At 53.3% G+C, this 15,538-nt stretch carries 17 protein-coding genes; 5 read left to right on the forward strand and 12 right to left on the reverse strand.

The features are described from left to right. Positions 1-38 precede the first annotated feature (38 nt). Entirely contained in the window at positions 39-1,844 is a 1,806-nt protein-coding gene (locus tag HU175_RS18810) for an IPT/TIG domain-containing protein (protein WP_176568041.1), read from the forward strand. On the opposite strand, the gene HU175_RS18815 is transcribed toward HU175_RS18810, so the two are convergent. Next, on the reverse strand, positions 1,841-2,788 hold the full coding sequence (locus HU175_RS18815; protein ID WP_176568042.1) for a 2-hydroxyacid dehydrogenase: 948 nt from the start codon (positions 2,786-2,788) through the stop codon (positions 1,841-1,843). The two genes, HU175_RS18810 and HU175_RS18815, sit on opposite strands and share 4 nt — an antisense overlap. Positions 2,789-2,901: 113 nt before the next feature. Between HU175_RS18815 and pdxA the strand changes: the two genes are divergently transcribed. Together pdxA and HU175_RS18825 are read left to right on the forward strand one after the other, a co-directional pair. Continuing rightward, positions 2,902-5,025, forward strand: coding sequence for a 4-hydroxythreonine-4-phosphate dehydrogenase PdxA (gene pdxA, locus HU175_RS24875; RefSeq protein WP_228724210.1), 2,124 nt, complete (start codon positions 2,902-2,904; stop codon positions 5,023-5,025). A gap of 77 nt (positions 5,026-5,102) precedes the next feature. Then, a complete protein-coding gene (locus HU175_RS18825) occupies positions 5,103-5,990 on the forward strand; it encodes a YicC/YloC family endoribonuclease (protein WP_176568043.1) in 888 nt (295 codons plus the stop codon). Here HU175_RS18825 and HU175_RS18830 read toward each other — a convergent pair. After that, positions 5,987-6,466 (reverse strand): hypothetical protein, encoded by a 480-nt coding sequence (locus tag HU175_RS18830; RefSeq protein WP_176568044.1) that lies wholly within the window; start codon positions 6,464-6,466, stop codon positions 5,987-5,989. The two genes, HU175_RS18825 and HU175_RS18830, sit on opposite strands and share 4 nt — an antisense overlap. Positions 6,467-6,545: 79 nt before the next feature. Here HU175_RS18830 and HU175_RS18835 point away from each other — a divergent pair, with 79 nt between their 5' ends. After that, positions 6,546-7,187: a DNA-3-methyladenine glycosylase gene (locus HU175_RS18835; protein ID WP_176568045.1), complete on the forward strand. Its 642-nt coding sequence runs from the start codon at positions 6,546-6,548 to the stop codon at positions 7,185-7,187. A 36-nt stretch (positions 7,188-7,223) separates the two neighbouring features. Further along, positions 7,224-8,519 (forward strand): MFS transporter, encoded by a 1,296-nt coding sequence (locus HU175_RS18840; RefSeq protein WP_176568046.1) that lies wholly within the window; start codon positions 7,224-7,226, stop codon positions 8,517-8,519. Positions 8,520-8,524: 5 nt separating this feature from the next. Here HU175_RS18840 and HU175_RS18845 read toward each other — a convergent pair whose 3' ends face one another. From HU175_RS18845 to HU175_RS18890, 10 genes are all read right to left on the reverse strand, one after another. Further along, complete coding sequence (locus HU175_RS18845; RefSeq protein ID WP_176568047.1) at positions 8,525-8,998, reverse strand: GNAT family N-acetyltransferase; 474 nt, start codon at positions 8,996-8,998, stop codon at positions 8,525-8,527. Between the two features lie 42 nt (positions 8,999-9,040). After that, entirely contained in the window at positions 9,041-10,597 is a 1,557-nt protein-coding gene (locus tag HU175_RS18850; RefSeq protein ID WP_176568048.1) for an ABC transporter permease/substrate-binding protein, read from the reverse strand. A gap of 18 nt (positions 10,598-10,615) precedes the next feature. After that, complete coding sequence (locus HU175_RS18855; protein WP_176568049.1) at positions 10,616-11,362, reverse strand: ABC transporter ATP-binding protein; 747 nt, start codon at positions 11,360-11,362, stop codon at positions 10,616-10,618. 3 nt (positions 11,363-11,365) lie between these two features. After that, on the reverse strand, positions 11,366-11,647 hold the full coding sequence (locus HU175_RS18860; protein ID WP_176568050.1) for a DUF427 domain-containing protein: 282 nt from the start codon (positions 11,645-11,647) through the stop codon (positions 11,366-11,368). 5 nt (positions 11,648-11,652) lie between these two features. After that, positions 11,653-12,570 carry an Rpn family recombination-promoting nuclease/putative transposase gene (locus HU175_RS18865; RefSeq protein ID WP_176568051.1) on the reverse strand — a complete coding sequence of 306 codons (918 nt, stop codon included), beginning with the start codon at positions 12,568-12,570 and terminating at the stop codon, positions 11,653-11,655. 114 nt (positions 12,571-12,684) lie between these two features. Next, entirely contained in the window at positions 12,685-12,885 is a 201-nt protein-coding gene (locus HU175_RS18870) for a helix-turn-helix transcriptional regulator (RefSeq protein ID WP_176568052.1), read from the reverse strand. Next, positions 12,882-13,322: a hypothetical protein gene (locus HU175_RS18875; RefSeq protein ID WP_176568053.1), complete on the reverse strand. Its 441-nt coding sequence runs from the start codon at positions 13,320-13,322 to the stop codon at positions 12,882-12,884. Before HU175_RS18875 ends, HU175_RS18870 begins: the two co-directional genes overlap by 4 nt. A gap of 121 nt (positions 13,323-13,443) precedes the next feature. Next, positions 13,444-14,808: a lactate utilization protein B gene (locus tag HU175_RS18880; RefSeq protein WP_176568054.1), complete on the reverse strand. Its 1,365-nt coding sequence runs from the start codon at positions 14,806-14,808 to the stop codon at positions 13,444-13,446. 2 nt (positions 14,809-14,810) lie between these two features. Further along, complete coding sequence (locus HU175_RS18885; RefSeq protein ID WP_176568055.1) at positions 14,811-14,975, reverse strand: hypothetical protein; 165 nt, start codon at positions 14,973-14,975, stop codon at positions 14,811-14,813. Further along, positions 14,965-15,537: a zeta toxin family protein gene (locus tag HU175_RS18890; protein ID WP_176568056.1), complete on the reverse strand. Its 573-nt coding sequence runs from the start codon at positions 15,535-15,537 to the stop codon at positions 14,965-14,967. The genes HU175_RS18885 and HU175_RS18890 overlap by 11 nt, the downstream gene beginning before the upstream one ends. Position 15,538 lies beyond the last annotated feature (1 nt).

A 15,538-nucleotide genomic window follows, 5' to 3' on the forward strand; every position in this document is an offset into this window, starting at 1 on the left:
ACAAGTCTTACCGGTGAGATGCGCACCGGTATCTCCGTATGCGATTCATTCTTTCTTTTTTTACTGCGGTTTCTCTGCTGGCTGGTTTAGCGAGCTGCCGGGTTCAAAATACCCCTCCGGAGCTGGTAAGTCTGACGCCGGCAAGATCCTATATTGGTCAGCAGGTTACCCTGAGCGGCTATCAGTTTGGGCGCGAGCCGGTGGTCATGGTTGGCGAATCAACGACGGCGGTTTCGGCCTCGGTGGTCAGCAGCGACGAATCGACAATCCAGATTACCGTTCCTCACATACGCCCCCAGCAGCACCCCGTTCGCGTCCGTACGAGCGAAGGCACCACCGATCCGCTGCCCCTGTCTGTCCTGCAACCTCCTCCGGTACTGACCGGTGTCACACCCGGCAATGCTCTCGCGGGTACCGACATTGTTCTGAGCGGTGACTACCTCAGTCAATTTCAACGGGTTCGTTTTGAGAATACCATTGCCGTTATCAAAGACAGTAGTTCAGCGCAGCGGATAATAGTTACGGTCCCGGCTACGCTGGCGAGGGGGCCACACACGCTGGTTGTTGAGACCTCAGGCGGTCAGCTTACCTATCCATTCATCGTTGCCGGTACGCCAACCGTCACCACTATCTCACCCAAAGAAATCAGGCCCGGCGGACAGCTTGTTATTCAGGGCACCAACCTCCTTAATGGTGTCGTCGCCATCAATGGACTAACGACCGACCGCAATCAGAACGTTATTACCGATACCCAAATCAAAGCCGTCGTACCGACTAATGCGACTACGGGCCAGGTGACGGTAACGGTTTTTGAGCGATTGATTGCTACCAGTACCGACACGCTCAAAATCGTTCAGCAGCCAGCCCTGACGAGTCTCAGTGCCCGCGACGGTATTGCCGGAGATAAGATTGTTCTGAACGGTCTGAACCTTCGTGATATTACCCGGGTGAACTTCGGCGATACACCCGCTACGTTCCGGCTGCTGAACGATACACAGATTGAAGTGACCGTTCCGGTATTGGCAGGCTCGGCGACCGTTGCAGTGTCGGCCGTCAGCGCTGGCGGTACAGCAACGGCCGCCGATCGATTCCTGTATTATGAAGCGCCCAGTAACATCACCTTTACTCCCGCCCGTCAGTTGCGGGGGCAGCCCATTACCATCTCAGGGCAGGATCTGTACCGGATTACCGACGTCAAAGTTGCCGGAGAGTCGGTTCCCATCACTACGCGCTACGAAGGAACGGGTCTGCTGGTTAACGTTCCCGTTACAACCGGGGTCAGTGGCGTCATTACGGTCACGAACCGTGCGGGCTCCGCGGTCTCGGCCCGACCGCTGGTTGTGGTGCAGCAGCCTCTCGTTACGTCCATTGCTCCGACAAAAGGGAAGATCGGCGATCGGGTTACGATCAAAGGAAATTACCTGCAGGACGCTCAGGTTTACTTTACCGGTTCAGCAGCACCGGCCGCTAACGATGGCAAGAACGAAGACACCGAACGCTGGGTGCTGGTACCAGCCGACGCCAAAACTGGCCCGCTCCGGATCGTGAACGCGACCAACGTAGCCGTTAATACGGACGATTTCACCATCGTTAAGAGCGTAACGATTACCGATTTCACGCCCAAGCTGGCGTCTATCGGCGCGCAGATCGTGCTGACCGGTCAGAACCTGGATACCGTGAAGGATGTCCGGTTTAACAATGGTACCACACCCGCCAAGTTTGTGCTCGAAGGCACATCATTACGTATTACGGTACCGACCGGCGCCGACATTGGACCTATTTGCCTGATCAGCGAGGCAGGCACGACCTGCTCAACGGCTAATTTCGTCCTGTTCCGGAACTAAGCCAGTCCGGCTTCGACCAGTTGCCGCACCAGCACCTCGTTGATCCGGACGTAGCTCTCGTGGGTCCAACCAGCAATGTGCGGAGTCAGAATCACGCGATCAGACTGGCGCAGGTACTCAAAGGATGCCTGCTGTTCGGGAGTGAGTTTGCCCAGTTTTTCATTCTCCAGCACGTCCAGACAGGCCCCGCGCACGCTGCCGTTTTCCAAGCCACGCACCAGCGCCGACAAGGACGTAATTTCGCCCCGGGCTACGTTTATCAGGTAGAATGGTTTTCCCATCTGTCCAATAAACACATCGTTGATCATCATCCGCGTTTCGTCCGTCAGGGGAATGTGCAGACTGATCACGTCGGCCTGGTTCATGAGTTGTTCCAGAGAGGCTTCTTGGGCGTACTGATTACTATAATCTGTGCGGAACTTATCGTAGGCTAGTACCTGACAACCAAATCCGCTGAGCCGACGCGCCGTAGCCTGTCCGTTATTGCCGTAACCGATCAGTCCAACGGTCAGGCTGCCCAGTTCGTAGCCCCGGTTTCCTTCGCGATCCCAGATGCCATTACGTACCTCTCGGTCGGCTTTTACGATATTGGTCAGCAGCGCCAGCAACATGCCAACCGCCTGCTCGCCCACGGCATCACGGTTACCGGTACCAGCATGAAAAACCTGGATGTTCCGCTCCCGAACCGCGTCGAGATCAATCAGATCCAGCCCTGCCCCCGCCCGGCCAATGAACTGCAGTTTGGGCGCTTTGTCTAACAGTTCGCTATCGATAGTGGTTTTACTACGAATGATCAATCCATCGAAAGCGGCCAGCTTGCCCAATAGCTCGCTCCGCGTGATTTTGGGTTGGTAATCGTACGAGAAGCCAGCTTCGTCGAGCATGGCGAATAACGACGGGTGCATCTCGTCGGCAATGAGAATGGAAAGCAGGGTCTGGGACATCCGTAGGGTTTTCGTAACTTGCAGGCATTAATTTCCGGTTTAACGCCGGTTTTTTCCTTAGAAAGACCAGAAAACGCCGGACCGGAAGTTTTTGGCGAAACTAATAAAAGTACATGGAACAACGCCAACCAGAGGATTCAGGCGATCAGCAGCCTACTTCAACACCCGGCGTAGAAACGTCCGAGCAGCCGGCTACGAATCAACCCGTTCAGCAGCCGCAGGCTACCGAACAAACGGGCTCTATTCATACGAACGCCACAGATTCCACAGCTAGTCAGTCTGGCGTGGTGCCGCCCAGCGTAGTGACGCCCAACGCGGAAACACCCACCGGAGATCTACATCAATTGGAACAACGGGATGCCGCCCAGCGTAGTGACGCCCAGCAGAATGACGCAACCCAACGCGGTGACGCGCAACGGGATGTTAGCCAGCGTGGAGACGCACAACGTAACGAAAATCGTCAGCGCCCACGTGGTGATGGTTCCCAGCGTAATGACACACAACGTGGAGAAGGGCAACGGAACGAGGCCCCACGTGAGCAGAATCCACGTAACGGACAACGCGAGCAGAACCAGCAGCCACGGAATCCTGAACAACGGTCAAACGAACCAAATCAGCGCAGTGACGCCCAGCGGGATGCCGCCCAGCGTGGTGACGCCCAGCGTAGCAATACTCCCCGTAGTGACGCTCAACGTAATTTCAGCCAGCGTAACGACGCGCAGCGCGAAAGCAGCCGGGCTCCAAATCAGACGCCCCGTAATCAGGATAATCGTCAGAACGAATCCCGGCAGCGGGATGCCGCCCAGCGTGGTGACGCCCAGCGTAGTGACGCCCAACGCGAAAGTAACCAAAACCCGAATCCTCAACGGCAGGGCGAGAATCGTCAGCAACGTAACGAGCCACGTCAGCCAGAAGCCCAGCGCAACGAAACCGCGCGTGGAGAGGGACAACGTAATGAAAGTCAACGGGAAAACACTCAACGCGGTGACGCCCAGCGTGGTGACGCCCAGCGTGGTGACGCCCAGCGTGGTGACGCCCAGCGGGATGCTCAATCCATGCCGCAACAACGCGAGCAAAATCGTGAGCGGGATCGGCGTCCTCAGCGGGAAGGATCAATACGGGAAAACAACTTTGCGTCCTCATTCGACGCAGAGAATAACGGCCCGGCTGCAGAATCTGTAGGCCGCGAAGACCGTCTGGTAATTGGCATTTCACTGGGAGATTATAACGGCATTGGTCCTGAAGTAATCTTAAAAGCGCTGCAGTACAATCGGTTACAAAAAATATGCACTCCTGTCATCTACGGCTCTATGCGGGTGCTGAACCGGTACCGGAACCTGCTTAATCTCAAGGACTGGAACCTGAACAGTGCCCCAACGGTTGGCCAGATTAGCCATAAATTGACAAACGTCATTACCTGCTGGCCCGATCAAAATCAGGACATCAATCCGGGTCAGGTTACCCCCGAAGCCGGTCAGGCAGCTTTTGTCTGCCTGCAGCGGGCCGTCGACGATTTGAAAGAAGGTAAAATCGATGCGCTGGTTACCGCCCCAATCAACAAGTACAACATCCAGTCGGAAGAGTTCAAATTTCCGGGACATACTGAATACCTGGCCCAGGAGTTTGGCGTCGCCGACAACCTGATGTTCCTGGTCAGCAATACATTGCGCGTGGGCGTTGTTACCGGCCACGTACCTTTGGGTCGGGTCCGCCAGAACGTCACCAAGGAAAAGATTGCGCAGAAGCTCACGTTTATGATGTGGTCGCTGAAGCAGGATTTCGGCATCGAGAAACCCAAAATTGCGGTGCTGGGTCTCAACCCCCACGCGGGCGAAGAAGGACTGCTGGGCAACGAAGAACAGGAAGTGATTCGTCCAGTCATTAACGAATGGCGGAACAAAGGCCAGCTGGTGTTTGGTCCCTACCCCGCCGATGGTTTCTTCGGTACGCGCAGTTATCTGAAATTCGACGCCGTACTGGCCATGTACCACGACCAGGGATTGATTCCGTTCAAGACTATTGCTTTTGAGGAAGGGGTCAACTTTACGGCGGGTATGCCAGCCGTACGTACATCGCCCGATCACGGCACAGCCTACGACATTGCCGGCAAAGGTATTGCCGACGAAACATCCATGCTTCAGGCTATCTACACCGCCGTCGACGTCGCTCGTCAGCGGAAAGAGTACATGGAATTGGAAGCCAATGCGTTGAAAAAACAACCAGCCGAGAAACAATAATTCATCAGGTGGGTGCTGGTTGCGCCTGGAATTTACCAGCCGCCAGCATCCACCAACCGTCATTTACTCCCCCAATTATGCTCAAATCCATGACCGGCTTCGGTAACGCAACCGTTGAAGCCAATGGACTGTCGGCAACGGCAGAAGTGAAAACACTCAACTCCAAATTTCTGGATATCTACTGCCGTATTCCCCGGCAGTTTTCGGATAAAGAGATCGAACTGCGCGCGCTCCTGACGCAGCAGTTAGAGCGGGGTAAAGTTGAGTTATCAATCAATCTGACCCGCACGAATGCCGTTCGGCCGGGCGTTTCAATCAACCGCCCGCTGGTGTCGGCTTACGTGAGCGACATCAAAGAAACGGCCAACGGGCTGTTGATGAACGTCTCTGACAGCGACGTACTGAAACTGGCTCTGCAGCAACCCAATGCCTACCTGACCGAATCGCCCGACCCAACAGCCGATACCGACGACTGGGCTACGGTACACAACGCCGTTCAGGAAGCTATTCGCCGGTGTGACGAATTTCGGCGGCAGGATGGTGCGGTTCTGGAAGGTAAGTTTCAGGAATACATTCAAACCATCAGCGACAGACTGTCGGCCATTGAAGAGCAGGACGTCCGGCGAATTCCGGCCGTACGTGAGCGGATGCTGGCGAACGTAAAAGAGCTACTCGACAGCGAGACTTTCGATCAGAATCGCTTCGAGCAGGAGCTGGTGTACTACGTTGAGAAGTTCGACATTTCGGAGGAAAAAGTCCGGCTCAAAAACCACCTGACGTATTTCCTGGAAGTGCTGGCCACCGAAGAAGCCAATGGTAAAAAACTCAACTTCATCTCGCAGGAGATTGGTCGTGAGATCAACACCATCGGCTCCAAAGCCAACGATGCGGCTATTCAGCGGCTGGTTGTCCAGATGAAAGACGAGCTGGAGAAGATCAAGGAGCAAACCATGAACGTCATTTAGGGCGTTACGGGCAGCAAGAACGTTTCGTTCGTCGGGCCAGCGGTTGCAGCAATACGTCCGTTGAACTGCACATTGGCCGTATAGGTCCAATTATCACAGGCGTTGTCCCGGCGGAAAGGTGACAGCCGCATGGTCCCGACAAGCTGTTTATTGATCAGTACCCGATACGAGGCAGAGTCGGCCAGAGTACTGCGATCCAACGCGTCCGAACTGGCAAATACGGCAGACGAAAATTTATCCGGGAGCGAAATGGGGCCAATAACCTTCACCGTATCAATCGCAGCGGTGAAGGTATTTTTGTATACCAGTTGCACGCGGGTGTTAGACGAACTGACCGGAATGGGCGTATTGTTTTGATCAGTCAGTGTAAAGAAAAGATACGGCTGAGCCGTACGATTGCAGTCCTCCTGCTCACAGCTACCGAATAAAACCAACAGGACGAAACTGGAAACAAATACGGTAAAATACGTTTTCATCTGATTAGTCATTTGGCCTAAAACGAGCGGATTGTATTCGTATTGATTCCTTTCAGTAAATTCTTTTCAACGCAACGTTATGACGTCAGAGCGCTTCCCCGAATCGTTTTATCAGGACCACGATACGCTGACGCTGGCGCAGCTATTGCTTGGCTGCGAACTGGTGCACGAAACCGATGAAGGTGTAACGGCGGGCATCATCGTCGAGACAGAAGGATACATCGTCGGCGATCCGGCCTGCCATGCCTACCGGCGTCAGACCACCCGAAACGCGGCTATGTTCGGCCCGGCGGGTACGCTATATGTCTATCAGATTTACAACCATTACAACTGCATCAACGTCGTTACGGCTCCCGAGGGCGTGGGCGAAGCGGTGCTGATCCGGGCGCTCGAACCAACCGAGGGACTGGCGTTAATGGGGCTGCGACGTAACGAAGCGTTTAAAACCGGTTTTGCCCGCTACCGGAACAACACCATCGACCCTACTACGGCCGATGGACAGCGAAATCTGGCCAATGGCCCCGGCAAGCTGGTTATTGCCCTGGGGATCGACCGCAAACGGGATAACGCGTCCTCGCTGGTAACGGGTAACGTTTACATTCGCGGGCCGGTCCTCCATGATTTCGACATGGTGACGACCACTCGCATCGGCCTGACGCAGGGCGTTGATCTGCCCTACCGGTACTACGTGAAAGGAAATCGATTTGTCAGCAAGAAGTAAGGTATTTTCCCGACAAACGCTGCTTTTAGGCATTGTATGCCTTCTTCGCTTCCGGTCCTTTCGCAGAGCCGCTCCCTTCGTTACGGAACATTTCTGTACCTGTACATCATGCAGGGGATTCCTTCGGGTTTTGCCCTGACGGCGGTCACGAACTACCTCACCGCCGAAGGGCTGACTCCGCAGGCGCTGGGTACGTTTGGCGCGGTTGTGGGTCTGCCGTGGGGGTTCAAATTTGTCTGGGGCCCACTGGTTGACCGGTTTCAGTCCTCCCGTATGGGTCGTCGACGCCCCTGGGTACTGGGAGCGCAGTGCTTTGCGCTGCTGGCGTCGCTGGGGATTCTGCTGGTCGGCGATCCGGTCCGCGAATTCACGGCCCTGGCCCTTGCTTTCGCCTGCCACGGTGTTTTTGCCTCCCTGCAGGATGTCAGCGTTGATGCTCTTGCGATTACCATCAGCCCGGTCAGTGAACGGGGCCGGATCAATGGGTTTATGAAATGCGGCATGGTGATGGGTCAGGCTATTGGGGCCGCTGGCCTGGCTTATCTGATTCGCAGCCATGGCTTCCATACGGCTGCGTTAATTCAATCAGCCATCTTGCTGTTTTTCACGATCATTACGTTTTTTATCCGCGAACAACCAGACGATTCTTTTCTGTCAGTTCGACGATACGTACGGAATGATGCGCACGTAACAACGTTACCGGATTCATTCGGCCCTCTGCTTCGCAACTTGCTGCAGGCCGTCGTCACCCGTCAAAACCTGGTTATATTCGGTGCTATCGCCCTGGTTTTCATCAGCGAGCGGCTCTTTCAACGGGCCTATTTTATTCATCTGATTCGTTTTGAAGGCTGGAGTGATACGTCCGTATCGGTGCTGAGCGGTACGTACGGAACACTATTGGCCGTCTTACTCGCCTTGCTGGGCGGCTGGCTGGCCGACGCTATTGGCGCACAACGTATGCTGGTGGGCATCACGCTGTTGATGGCCACGCTCCACATTGGCTTTTCGGTGTTGGCTCCATTCTGGTCGAACGACGGCATTGCTACAACTGGACTAGTGGTGCGGCAAACCCTCGAGCCTATCTTCAGTATCGTAGCGCTGCCTACGCTGATGGGGCTATGTCGTCGGGGCATCGAAGGCGCTCAATTCGCCTTCTACATGGCGCTCAGCAACCAGGCTGACGTTATCGGTATTTTTCTGGCGGGGCAACTGCAGCCTTTCTTTTCTGCGCCTGTGCTGGGCATGGCCTGTGGCGTAGCGATGGTACTCGCCATGCTTCTCTTGCGGAGCACGCTACGTCGCTCCGGGCTACAGGCGGCAGCGGTTCAGTAAAATGCTCATTGACTGGCTATCATATCGTAGCGATCCAGCCCTTCAGCGTAGCCGTTGGGCGTTATTTTCTGCACCGTAAATCCCAGCTTTTCAAAGAAACGATACGCATGCTGACTGGTATCCAGCGCAATGACAGCGTCCGGCAGCAGGGTACGTATCTGCTCAATTCGGTACAGCAATAACTGCCGTCCGTATCCTTTCCTGTGCTGGTCGTTGGCAACCATTCCCCAGGTCATCGTCGCCAGTCGGCTGGACAGTTCCAGGAAGTACCCACCACAGGCCAGTATCCGCCTGTCGTTTTCGAGCACAAAATACGCGTCTACCGTGTCGTCTGATACATCCTTTTTTCGATAACCATCCAGCCAGTTTTCAAAGTCGGCCAGCTCTTCAGGTGCGAAAAAAGTAGGCATATTGCTGACGAAAATAGACCGGCAAGCGTCGCGATCTGACGCGGTGTAGTTTCGGATAGATGGATTCATGTTCGACGTTGTCCAAACCTACTATCAACGAAATAGTCAAGTTTACTTTTGCAGATAGCTAACCAGATCGCTAATCGACCGGATGTGCAGCGCACGCGCCTGCTCTTGCCGCATCATCAGCGAATAACTGTTGTTGAAGCCGAGCGGTTTCAGCCAGTTTAGTTTATACTTTTTTCTGAACTGTTCCTGCACGAAGTCGTATACCGGTTTTGGCTGCATCGGTACGTTCGTCAATACAGCTGCCGAAGGCTGGAGAATTACCAACAGGCCGGTCCCCGTGTACTCCGGGTAAAAATCAATGGAGCCGGTACGAAGGGCGTCGAAGCAGATTTGCGTACCGCCCAGCCCCGTTCGGGAAGCAACGCGCAGATTGGTGTGCCCCTCGATAAGTTGCCGATAAATCTCAGCCAGAATATACTGCTCCGTAAAGACTTTCGAGCCCATCACAATCGTGTTGGTCCGTTCGCCGGGTACGGGATTTTTGTACAAACCCGTTGCCTGCAAAAACTGACGGGCTACCTGTTCCGGCGATTCCTTTTTATAGTCGGCCCGGTAATTCAACTCGGTCATCACCGAATCAGTCAGTTTACCTGCCAATAAATTCAGCGTTGACTCCAGATCAGGATAACGATCCAGGGTAGCCTGCCGGACGACCGGAGCGGCATCGTAAGGCGGAAACGCATGACGGTTATCGTTCAGGACGAGTAGATTAAACGCTTTGATACGTCCGTCCGTTGAATAGCCGCTGATAATGTCGACCTGCTTCCGTTGAATGGCTTCGTACATCAAATTCTGGTCGATCAGACGTGGGTTTACGTTCAGACCATACGTTTTCTGCAAGCCTGGGTAACCATCCGAACGCCCGTAAAACTCATGCGCAAACCCTGTTACAAGTTTATCAGACCTATCGGCTAGGAAACCCGACAGAGCCAGAATCGGCACGAGTACCAGGAACGCCAGTGCCCCAATACGCAGCTTTTGAACCGACAGGCGTTGCAGTCTGGCTAAACCAAGATCAAAGCCAACGGCCAGCAAAGCCGCCGGAATAGCCCCGGCCAGCATCATGCTCACATTGCTCAGGGCAATGCCGCTAAAAATAAACTCACCGAGTCCTCCGGCTGCTACGTAAGCCGCCAGCGTGGCAACGCCCACATTGATAACCGTTGCGGTACGTACGCCCGCAAAAATGACGGGCAGCGCCAGCGGCATTTCGACCTTGGCCAGAATCTGATTATCAGTCATGCCTACCCCCCGCGCAGCTTCCTTCACCAGCGGGTTCACTTCCGTAATGCCGACGTATGTGTTCCGGATAATAGGCAGCAGGGCATATAAAAACAGGGCGACCAGCGCCGGACCAACGCCGATGCCGAGCAGAGGAATTAAAAAGCCCAGCAAGGCTACGCTTGGTACAGTCTGCAATACGCCAGCGACTCCCAGCACACTACCCGCCAGCCGGGTCTGCCGCGAAATCAGGATGCCTAATGGGACGCCAATCAACAAAGCCAGTAGCAGCGAGATAAACGTCAGACCGATATGCGTCAACGTCTGTTCCAGTAGTTTGTCGGCGTGCTCCTGAACAAACGTAAAAAATTCCTGCATGGTGTAGCGTTACGTGGGTCAACGGGTAGGGCCGGTAGCGAGACGAATTGGCTTCTCGTCAAGAAACTCCCGTACGAAATCATTTACAGGCTGGTTTACTAGTTCGTCAGGTGAGCCAATCTGCACAATCTGGCCCTTGTCCATGAGTGCGATTCGGTCGGCTAATTCAAGAGCTTCGCTGACGTCATGCGTGACAAGCACAACCGTCGTTTCCTTTAGTTCGTTCAGGCCAAACAGCTCCCGGCGCACGTGCCGACGCGTGAACGGGTCAAGGGCGCCAAAAGGTTCATCCATGAGTACGACAGGCGGCTGCGTAGCCAGCGCCCGCGCCAGCCCGACCCGTTGTCGCTGTCCACCGCTTAGCTCCGACGGGTAGCGATTCAGCGCGGTTTCGGGCAGTTGCAGCTTGGCCATCAATTCGTGCGTCCGTGTCCGAATTTTTTCTTTGTCCCAGCCCAACAGGTTCGGCACCGTGGCAATGGCTTCGGCAACGGTGTAATGCGGAAATAGTCCGCCATCCTGAATGACGTAGCCGATACGTCGCCGGAGATCCGGGCCATTCTGCTGCCGTACGTCAACACCATCGACGTGAATCGCACCACTGGTTGGCTCGATTAGTCGGTTGATCATTTTCAGCGTCGTTGTTTTGCCACAGCCGCTGGTTCCGAGCAGAACCAATGTCTCCCCCCGGCCAACATTTACTGATACGTTATCAACCGCAATGTGCGACGCAAACCGTTTGGTTAGATGCTGAATCTCGATCATCGGCTAGTCAACGACCTTGACTCCTTTCCAGAAGGCAATCCGATCTTTTATCTGGCCAGCCGCCGATTTGGGTTCGGGATAATACCAGGCAGCATCCTTATTAACCTGGCCGTCAACCGATAGCGAGTAATAAGATGCAATTCCCTTCCAGGGGCATGTCGTATGGGTAGCGCTATCAACAAGATACTCTGCTTTCACTGCTTCTTTTGGAAAGTAATGATTGTTTTCAACCACAACCGTATCGTCACTTTCAGCGATTGTCTGACCGTTCCAGATTGCTTTCATAAGGCTTATTTATTGGAAGTTAATTGGCGAATTTCATCTTCGGAAAGGCCCGTCAACGTAGCGACCAGCTCAATAGACAAGCCATTAGCCAGGGCATTCCGGGCGATCCGAACAGCTTGTTCTTTTTTGCCGATCTCTTCTCCCTCCCGCATCCCTTGTTGTATTCCCCGTTCAAAGCCTCGTTGGTCACCTTTTTCGAGTGCTTTCATTTCGGTGAAACTGAGTACGTTCTGCAGATCACGGTATGATTTCAGGCTCTGTTCATACCGTTCCCGCTCGGCTTTGCTGAAGTTGGCAACCTCGGCGGCTTCGAATAGTCGTTGAAAAATAGGCTCTTCCATCTGCGTTGGTCTTTCCTGTAATCGACTCAGGTTATTGAACAAATACTGCCATTTGTCGGCCTTTGTTTCCAGCTCGCTGAGTGATTTGGTGAACTTGGGCATTTCCAGATACACAAACGTCAGCTTGTCGTAAAACAAGCGGCCATGTTGATCTTTTAACTGTACGATTGACACTACATCCGGCGCATCTCCGTTTTCGGCCAGAACAAAATTCAGTATGGCCACGGTATAAACCGCAGTCAGCTTGAAATCCCAGTTACCGGTCTGTCCCTGTTCCTGAATCGGGAAGGAAGCATAAAAGATACTTCGGTCCTTGAAATACAATTGCTGCGCTTTCTGTAATTCGACAATGAACCGGTCGCCCGTGTGGCTGACGCAATACACATCGAAAACGGCTTTTCGATCCATTTCGTTTGCCCCTAGCTGTTCGTTCCGGGCGTAACGTAAGTCAGCAATCTGGTGTTGATCTGGCAAAAACTGGTTCAGGAAATCAATCAGCAGGTCTTTGTTCGCTTCTGTGCCGAATAATCGCTTAAACCCATAGTCGGTAAATGGATTGATAAAGATACTCTCAATAGCCATAGTACGGTGGTTTGCAATGGCTAAATGTACTCTACCAACAGAACAAAAACAGGAAAAGCGTTACATCTGTCTGCACTTTATATTGCCCGCAGTTCCTACCAAAAGCTAACTCTATCAATCGCCCTCTTCCAGTTGAAAAAGTTGCTCGACGGGAAGGGCAAAAACCCGCGACATTTTCAGCGCCAGCACCGTAGACGGAACGTATCGGTTCGCTTCAATCGAATTAATGGTTTGTCGACTCACGCCAATCCGGTCGGCCAGTTCGGCCTGCGACAGATTGAGTTCCGCCCGACACACTTTCAGGCGATTCTTCATAAGGTCAGCATTGCGTTGGTATGCCGGTACAACAGCCATCGGAACCGACCGATGAACACTAACAATACTGTAAACATATTGTAGACCATTACTTCGAGAAATGCTCCATTATACACTGTCAACATAGCGATTGCCAGTAATAAATAGTTAGCATACACACTCCATTGTAGCGCTTCTAGCCGTATGCGGCTAATCATTTCATCCTCCACTTTTTCCTTCGAAAAAGCGATTAGTAATAACCCTACGATTACGCCAACACCCGCGAACTCATCAGTCAAGTTATTGCCTATTTCTCCGAATAGTAGCCAGCTACTTACATTAAGCTGCCTGATTCTGAAGTCAGCGTATCTGTTAGCAAGTCCAAGTAAAAGTAATGGAACAAAGATAATCCAGCCGATCAGCCGGAAACGGTGCGGAAATAGCCATTTTGCATTCATGTGCTTTTCGTGTGTTTTGATTTGAAACGTAAAGCAAAGGCGACTTACTGTAAAGTTTACTTGTCATTCAACATAAAAAAGAAAGCCTGACTTTTTAGCCAAGCTTTCTTTATAGTCAATACTATTTTGCGTTAGCCGCGTACCACTCCCGGAAGCTCTGTTTGGGGGGTTCAGGTAGCTCCCGCGCGATAGCCCAGGGATTGATTGTACCGTTGTGGCTTAGCGCGTAAGGGGTAGCTGCCAGCACGCGCCGGGCTGCTTTCCCCAGCCGGGCGTACAGTTTTGGTCGCGCCAAGACTCTCGCCAGCGCCTTCATGCCCACTCGTTTGCCAGCGGGCATTTCCTTCTGCTCACCAATGATCTGCCGCCACTTGTAGAGCTGAACGTGAATATCAATCTTGACGGGACATACATCGGAGCAGGAACCGCAGAGCGTACTGGCAAAGGGTAACGTGCTGTGTTTCCTCAGATCGACGTTCGGCGACAGGATCGAGCCAATGGGTCCGGGCACGGTATAGTTGTAACTGTGCCCGCCACTACGCCGGTAGACCGGGCAGGTGTTCATACAGGCTCCACAGCGAATGCACTTCAGCGATGCCCGAAAATCAGGGCGCCCCAACTGCGTTGTGCGTCCGTTATCGACGATGACAATGTGCAGTTCCTGGCCCGGTCGGGGTTTATGAAAATGACTGGTATACGTGGTTGACAACTGCCCCGTAGCCGAACGGGCCAGCAGGCGGGTGTATACGCCTAGGTGTTCCAGCTTCGGAATGATCTTCTCAATACCCATACTGGCAATGTGCACCGGCGCCAGCGTAACGCCTAGGTCAGCATTGCCTTCGTTGGTACAGACGACAAATCCACCCGTTTCGGCAATGGCAAAGTTCACCCCTGACAGGGCCGCATCGGCCGCAACAAAGTGCCGACGCAAATGCTGCCGCGCCGACTCCGTTAGGAACTGCGGGTTGCTTTCGCCAGCCGGCGTGCCCAGGTGTTTATGAAAGATATCGCCGACGTCTTCTTTCTTCAGATGAATAGCTGGTAGTACGATATGACTGGGCGTTTCTTCATTCAACTGGATAATTCGCTCGCCCAAATCCGTATCAACCACCTCGACGCCATTTTGCTCCAGAAAGGGGTTCAGGTGACATTCTTCCGTCAGCATCGACTTGCTTTTCACCAGTCGTTTGGCACCGTGCTGCCGCAAAATATCCAGCACAATCTGGTTGTGCTCCCGCGCGTCAGCAGCCCAGTGAACTTTCACCCCATTCGCCTGGGCGTTTTTCTCGAACTCTTCGAGGTATTCGTCCAACCGACTCAGCGCGTGGTTCTTAATCTGTGAGGCCAGTTCCCGCAGCTGTTCCCATTCGGGGAGTTGGTACGCCATACGATCCCGCTTCTGGCGGACAAACCATAGGGTTTCGTCGTGCCAGGTAGTCCGGTCAATATCAGCCGTAAATCGGTCGGCAGCCTGAGCGTGGGTCATAATTATAAATCTCTGGCTTTGATTCGAATTGGTCTCCCCTCTTTATCGGCAATTACTAACTCGTCATCATCGCGTTTGGCCTGATCAACTACTTTTTGTACCGCTCGACGAATACCCGCTAAGACTTCTTCGTCACTTGGCATTGGCTTCTTTTCGTTAGTTTCCATAGGCTAAAATTCGGACCCAACTATCTTCAATAAACACTTCTATCTCAGTATACATTCCACCAGAAGCTACCCTTTGAGCAACGGTTCCACTATTATCAAACACGGTAAAGTGTGTGCAAATTGGCTGATAGAGCTGAACCAAGTTTTTTATACTACGACTATAACGTCGTTCAATTACTTCAGTCGGGATGTTGTGCCCACCACGTGCGACTCGTCTGGCTACCCGTTCCTTTGACATATCAGCCGAAGGTAGCCAGAAATAATACAATTTTACCGAATACCCAGCCTGCTGCGCTCGCTTGATCGTCTGAACGTACGAGCGCGTTGACAGTGTTGTTTCAAAAGCAAAATCAACCTGTTTGTCGAGTAGCTGATCGATACGTTGCAGCATCAGGCGGCCTGCTTCAAATGCAACAGACTCCACATTAAAGGGCGATAGTCCCCGGGCAATCTCATCGGCATTCACAAACTCCACCACTCCCAGTACTTCCGGCAACAGCGTGTAGGCAGCCGTCGTTTTTCCGGCTCCATTTGGCCCGGCCAGTATGTAGAGGTTGGGCATG

It is taken from the genome of Spirosoma sp. KUDC1026 (assembly GCF_013375035.1).
GTDB lineage: Bacteria > Bacteroidota > Bacteroidia > Cytophagales > Spirosomataceae > Spirosoma.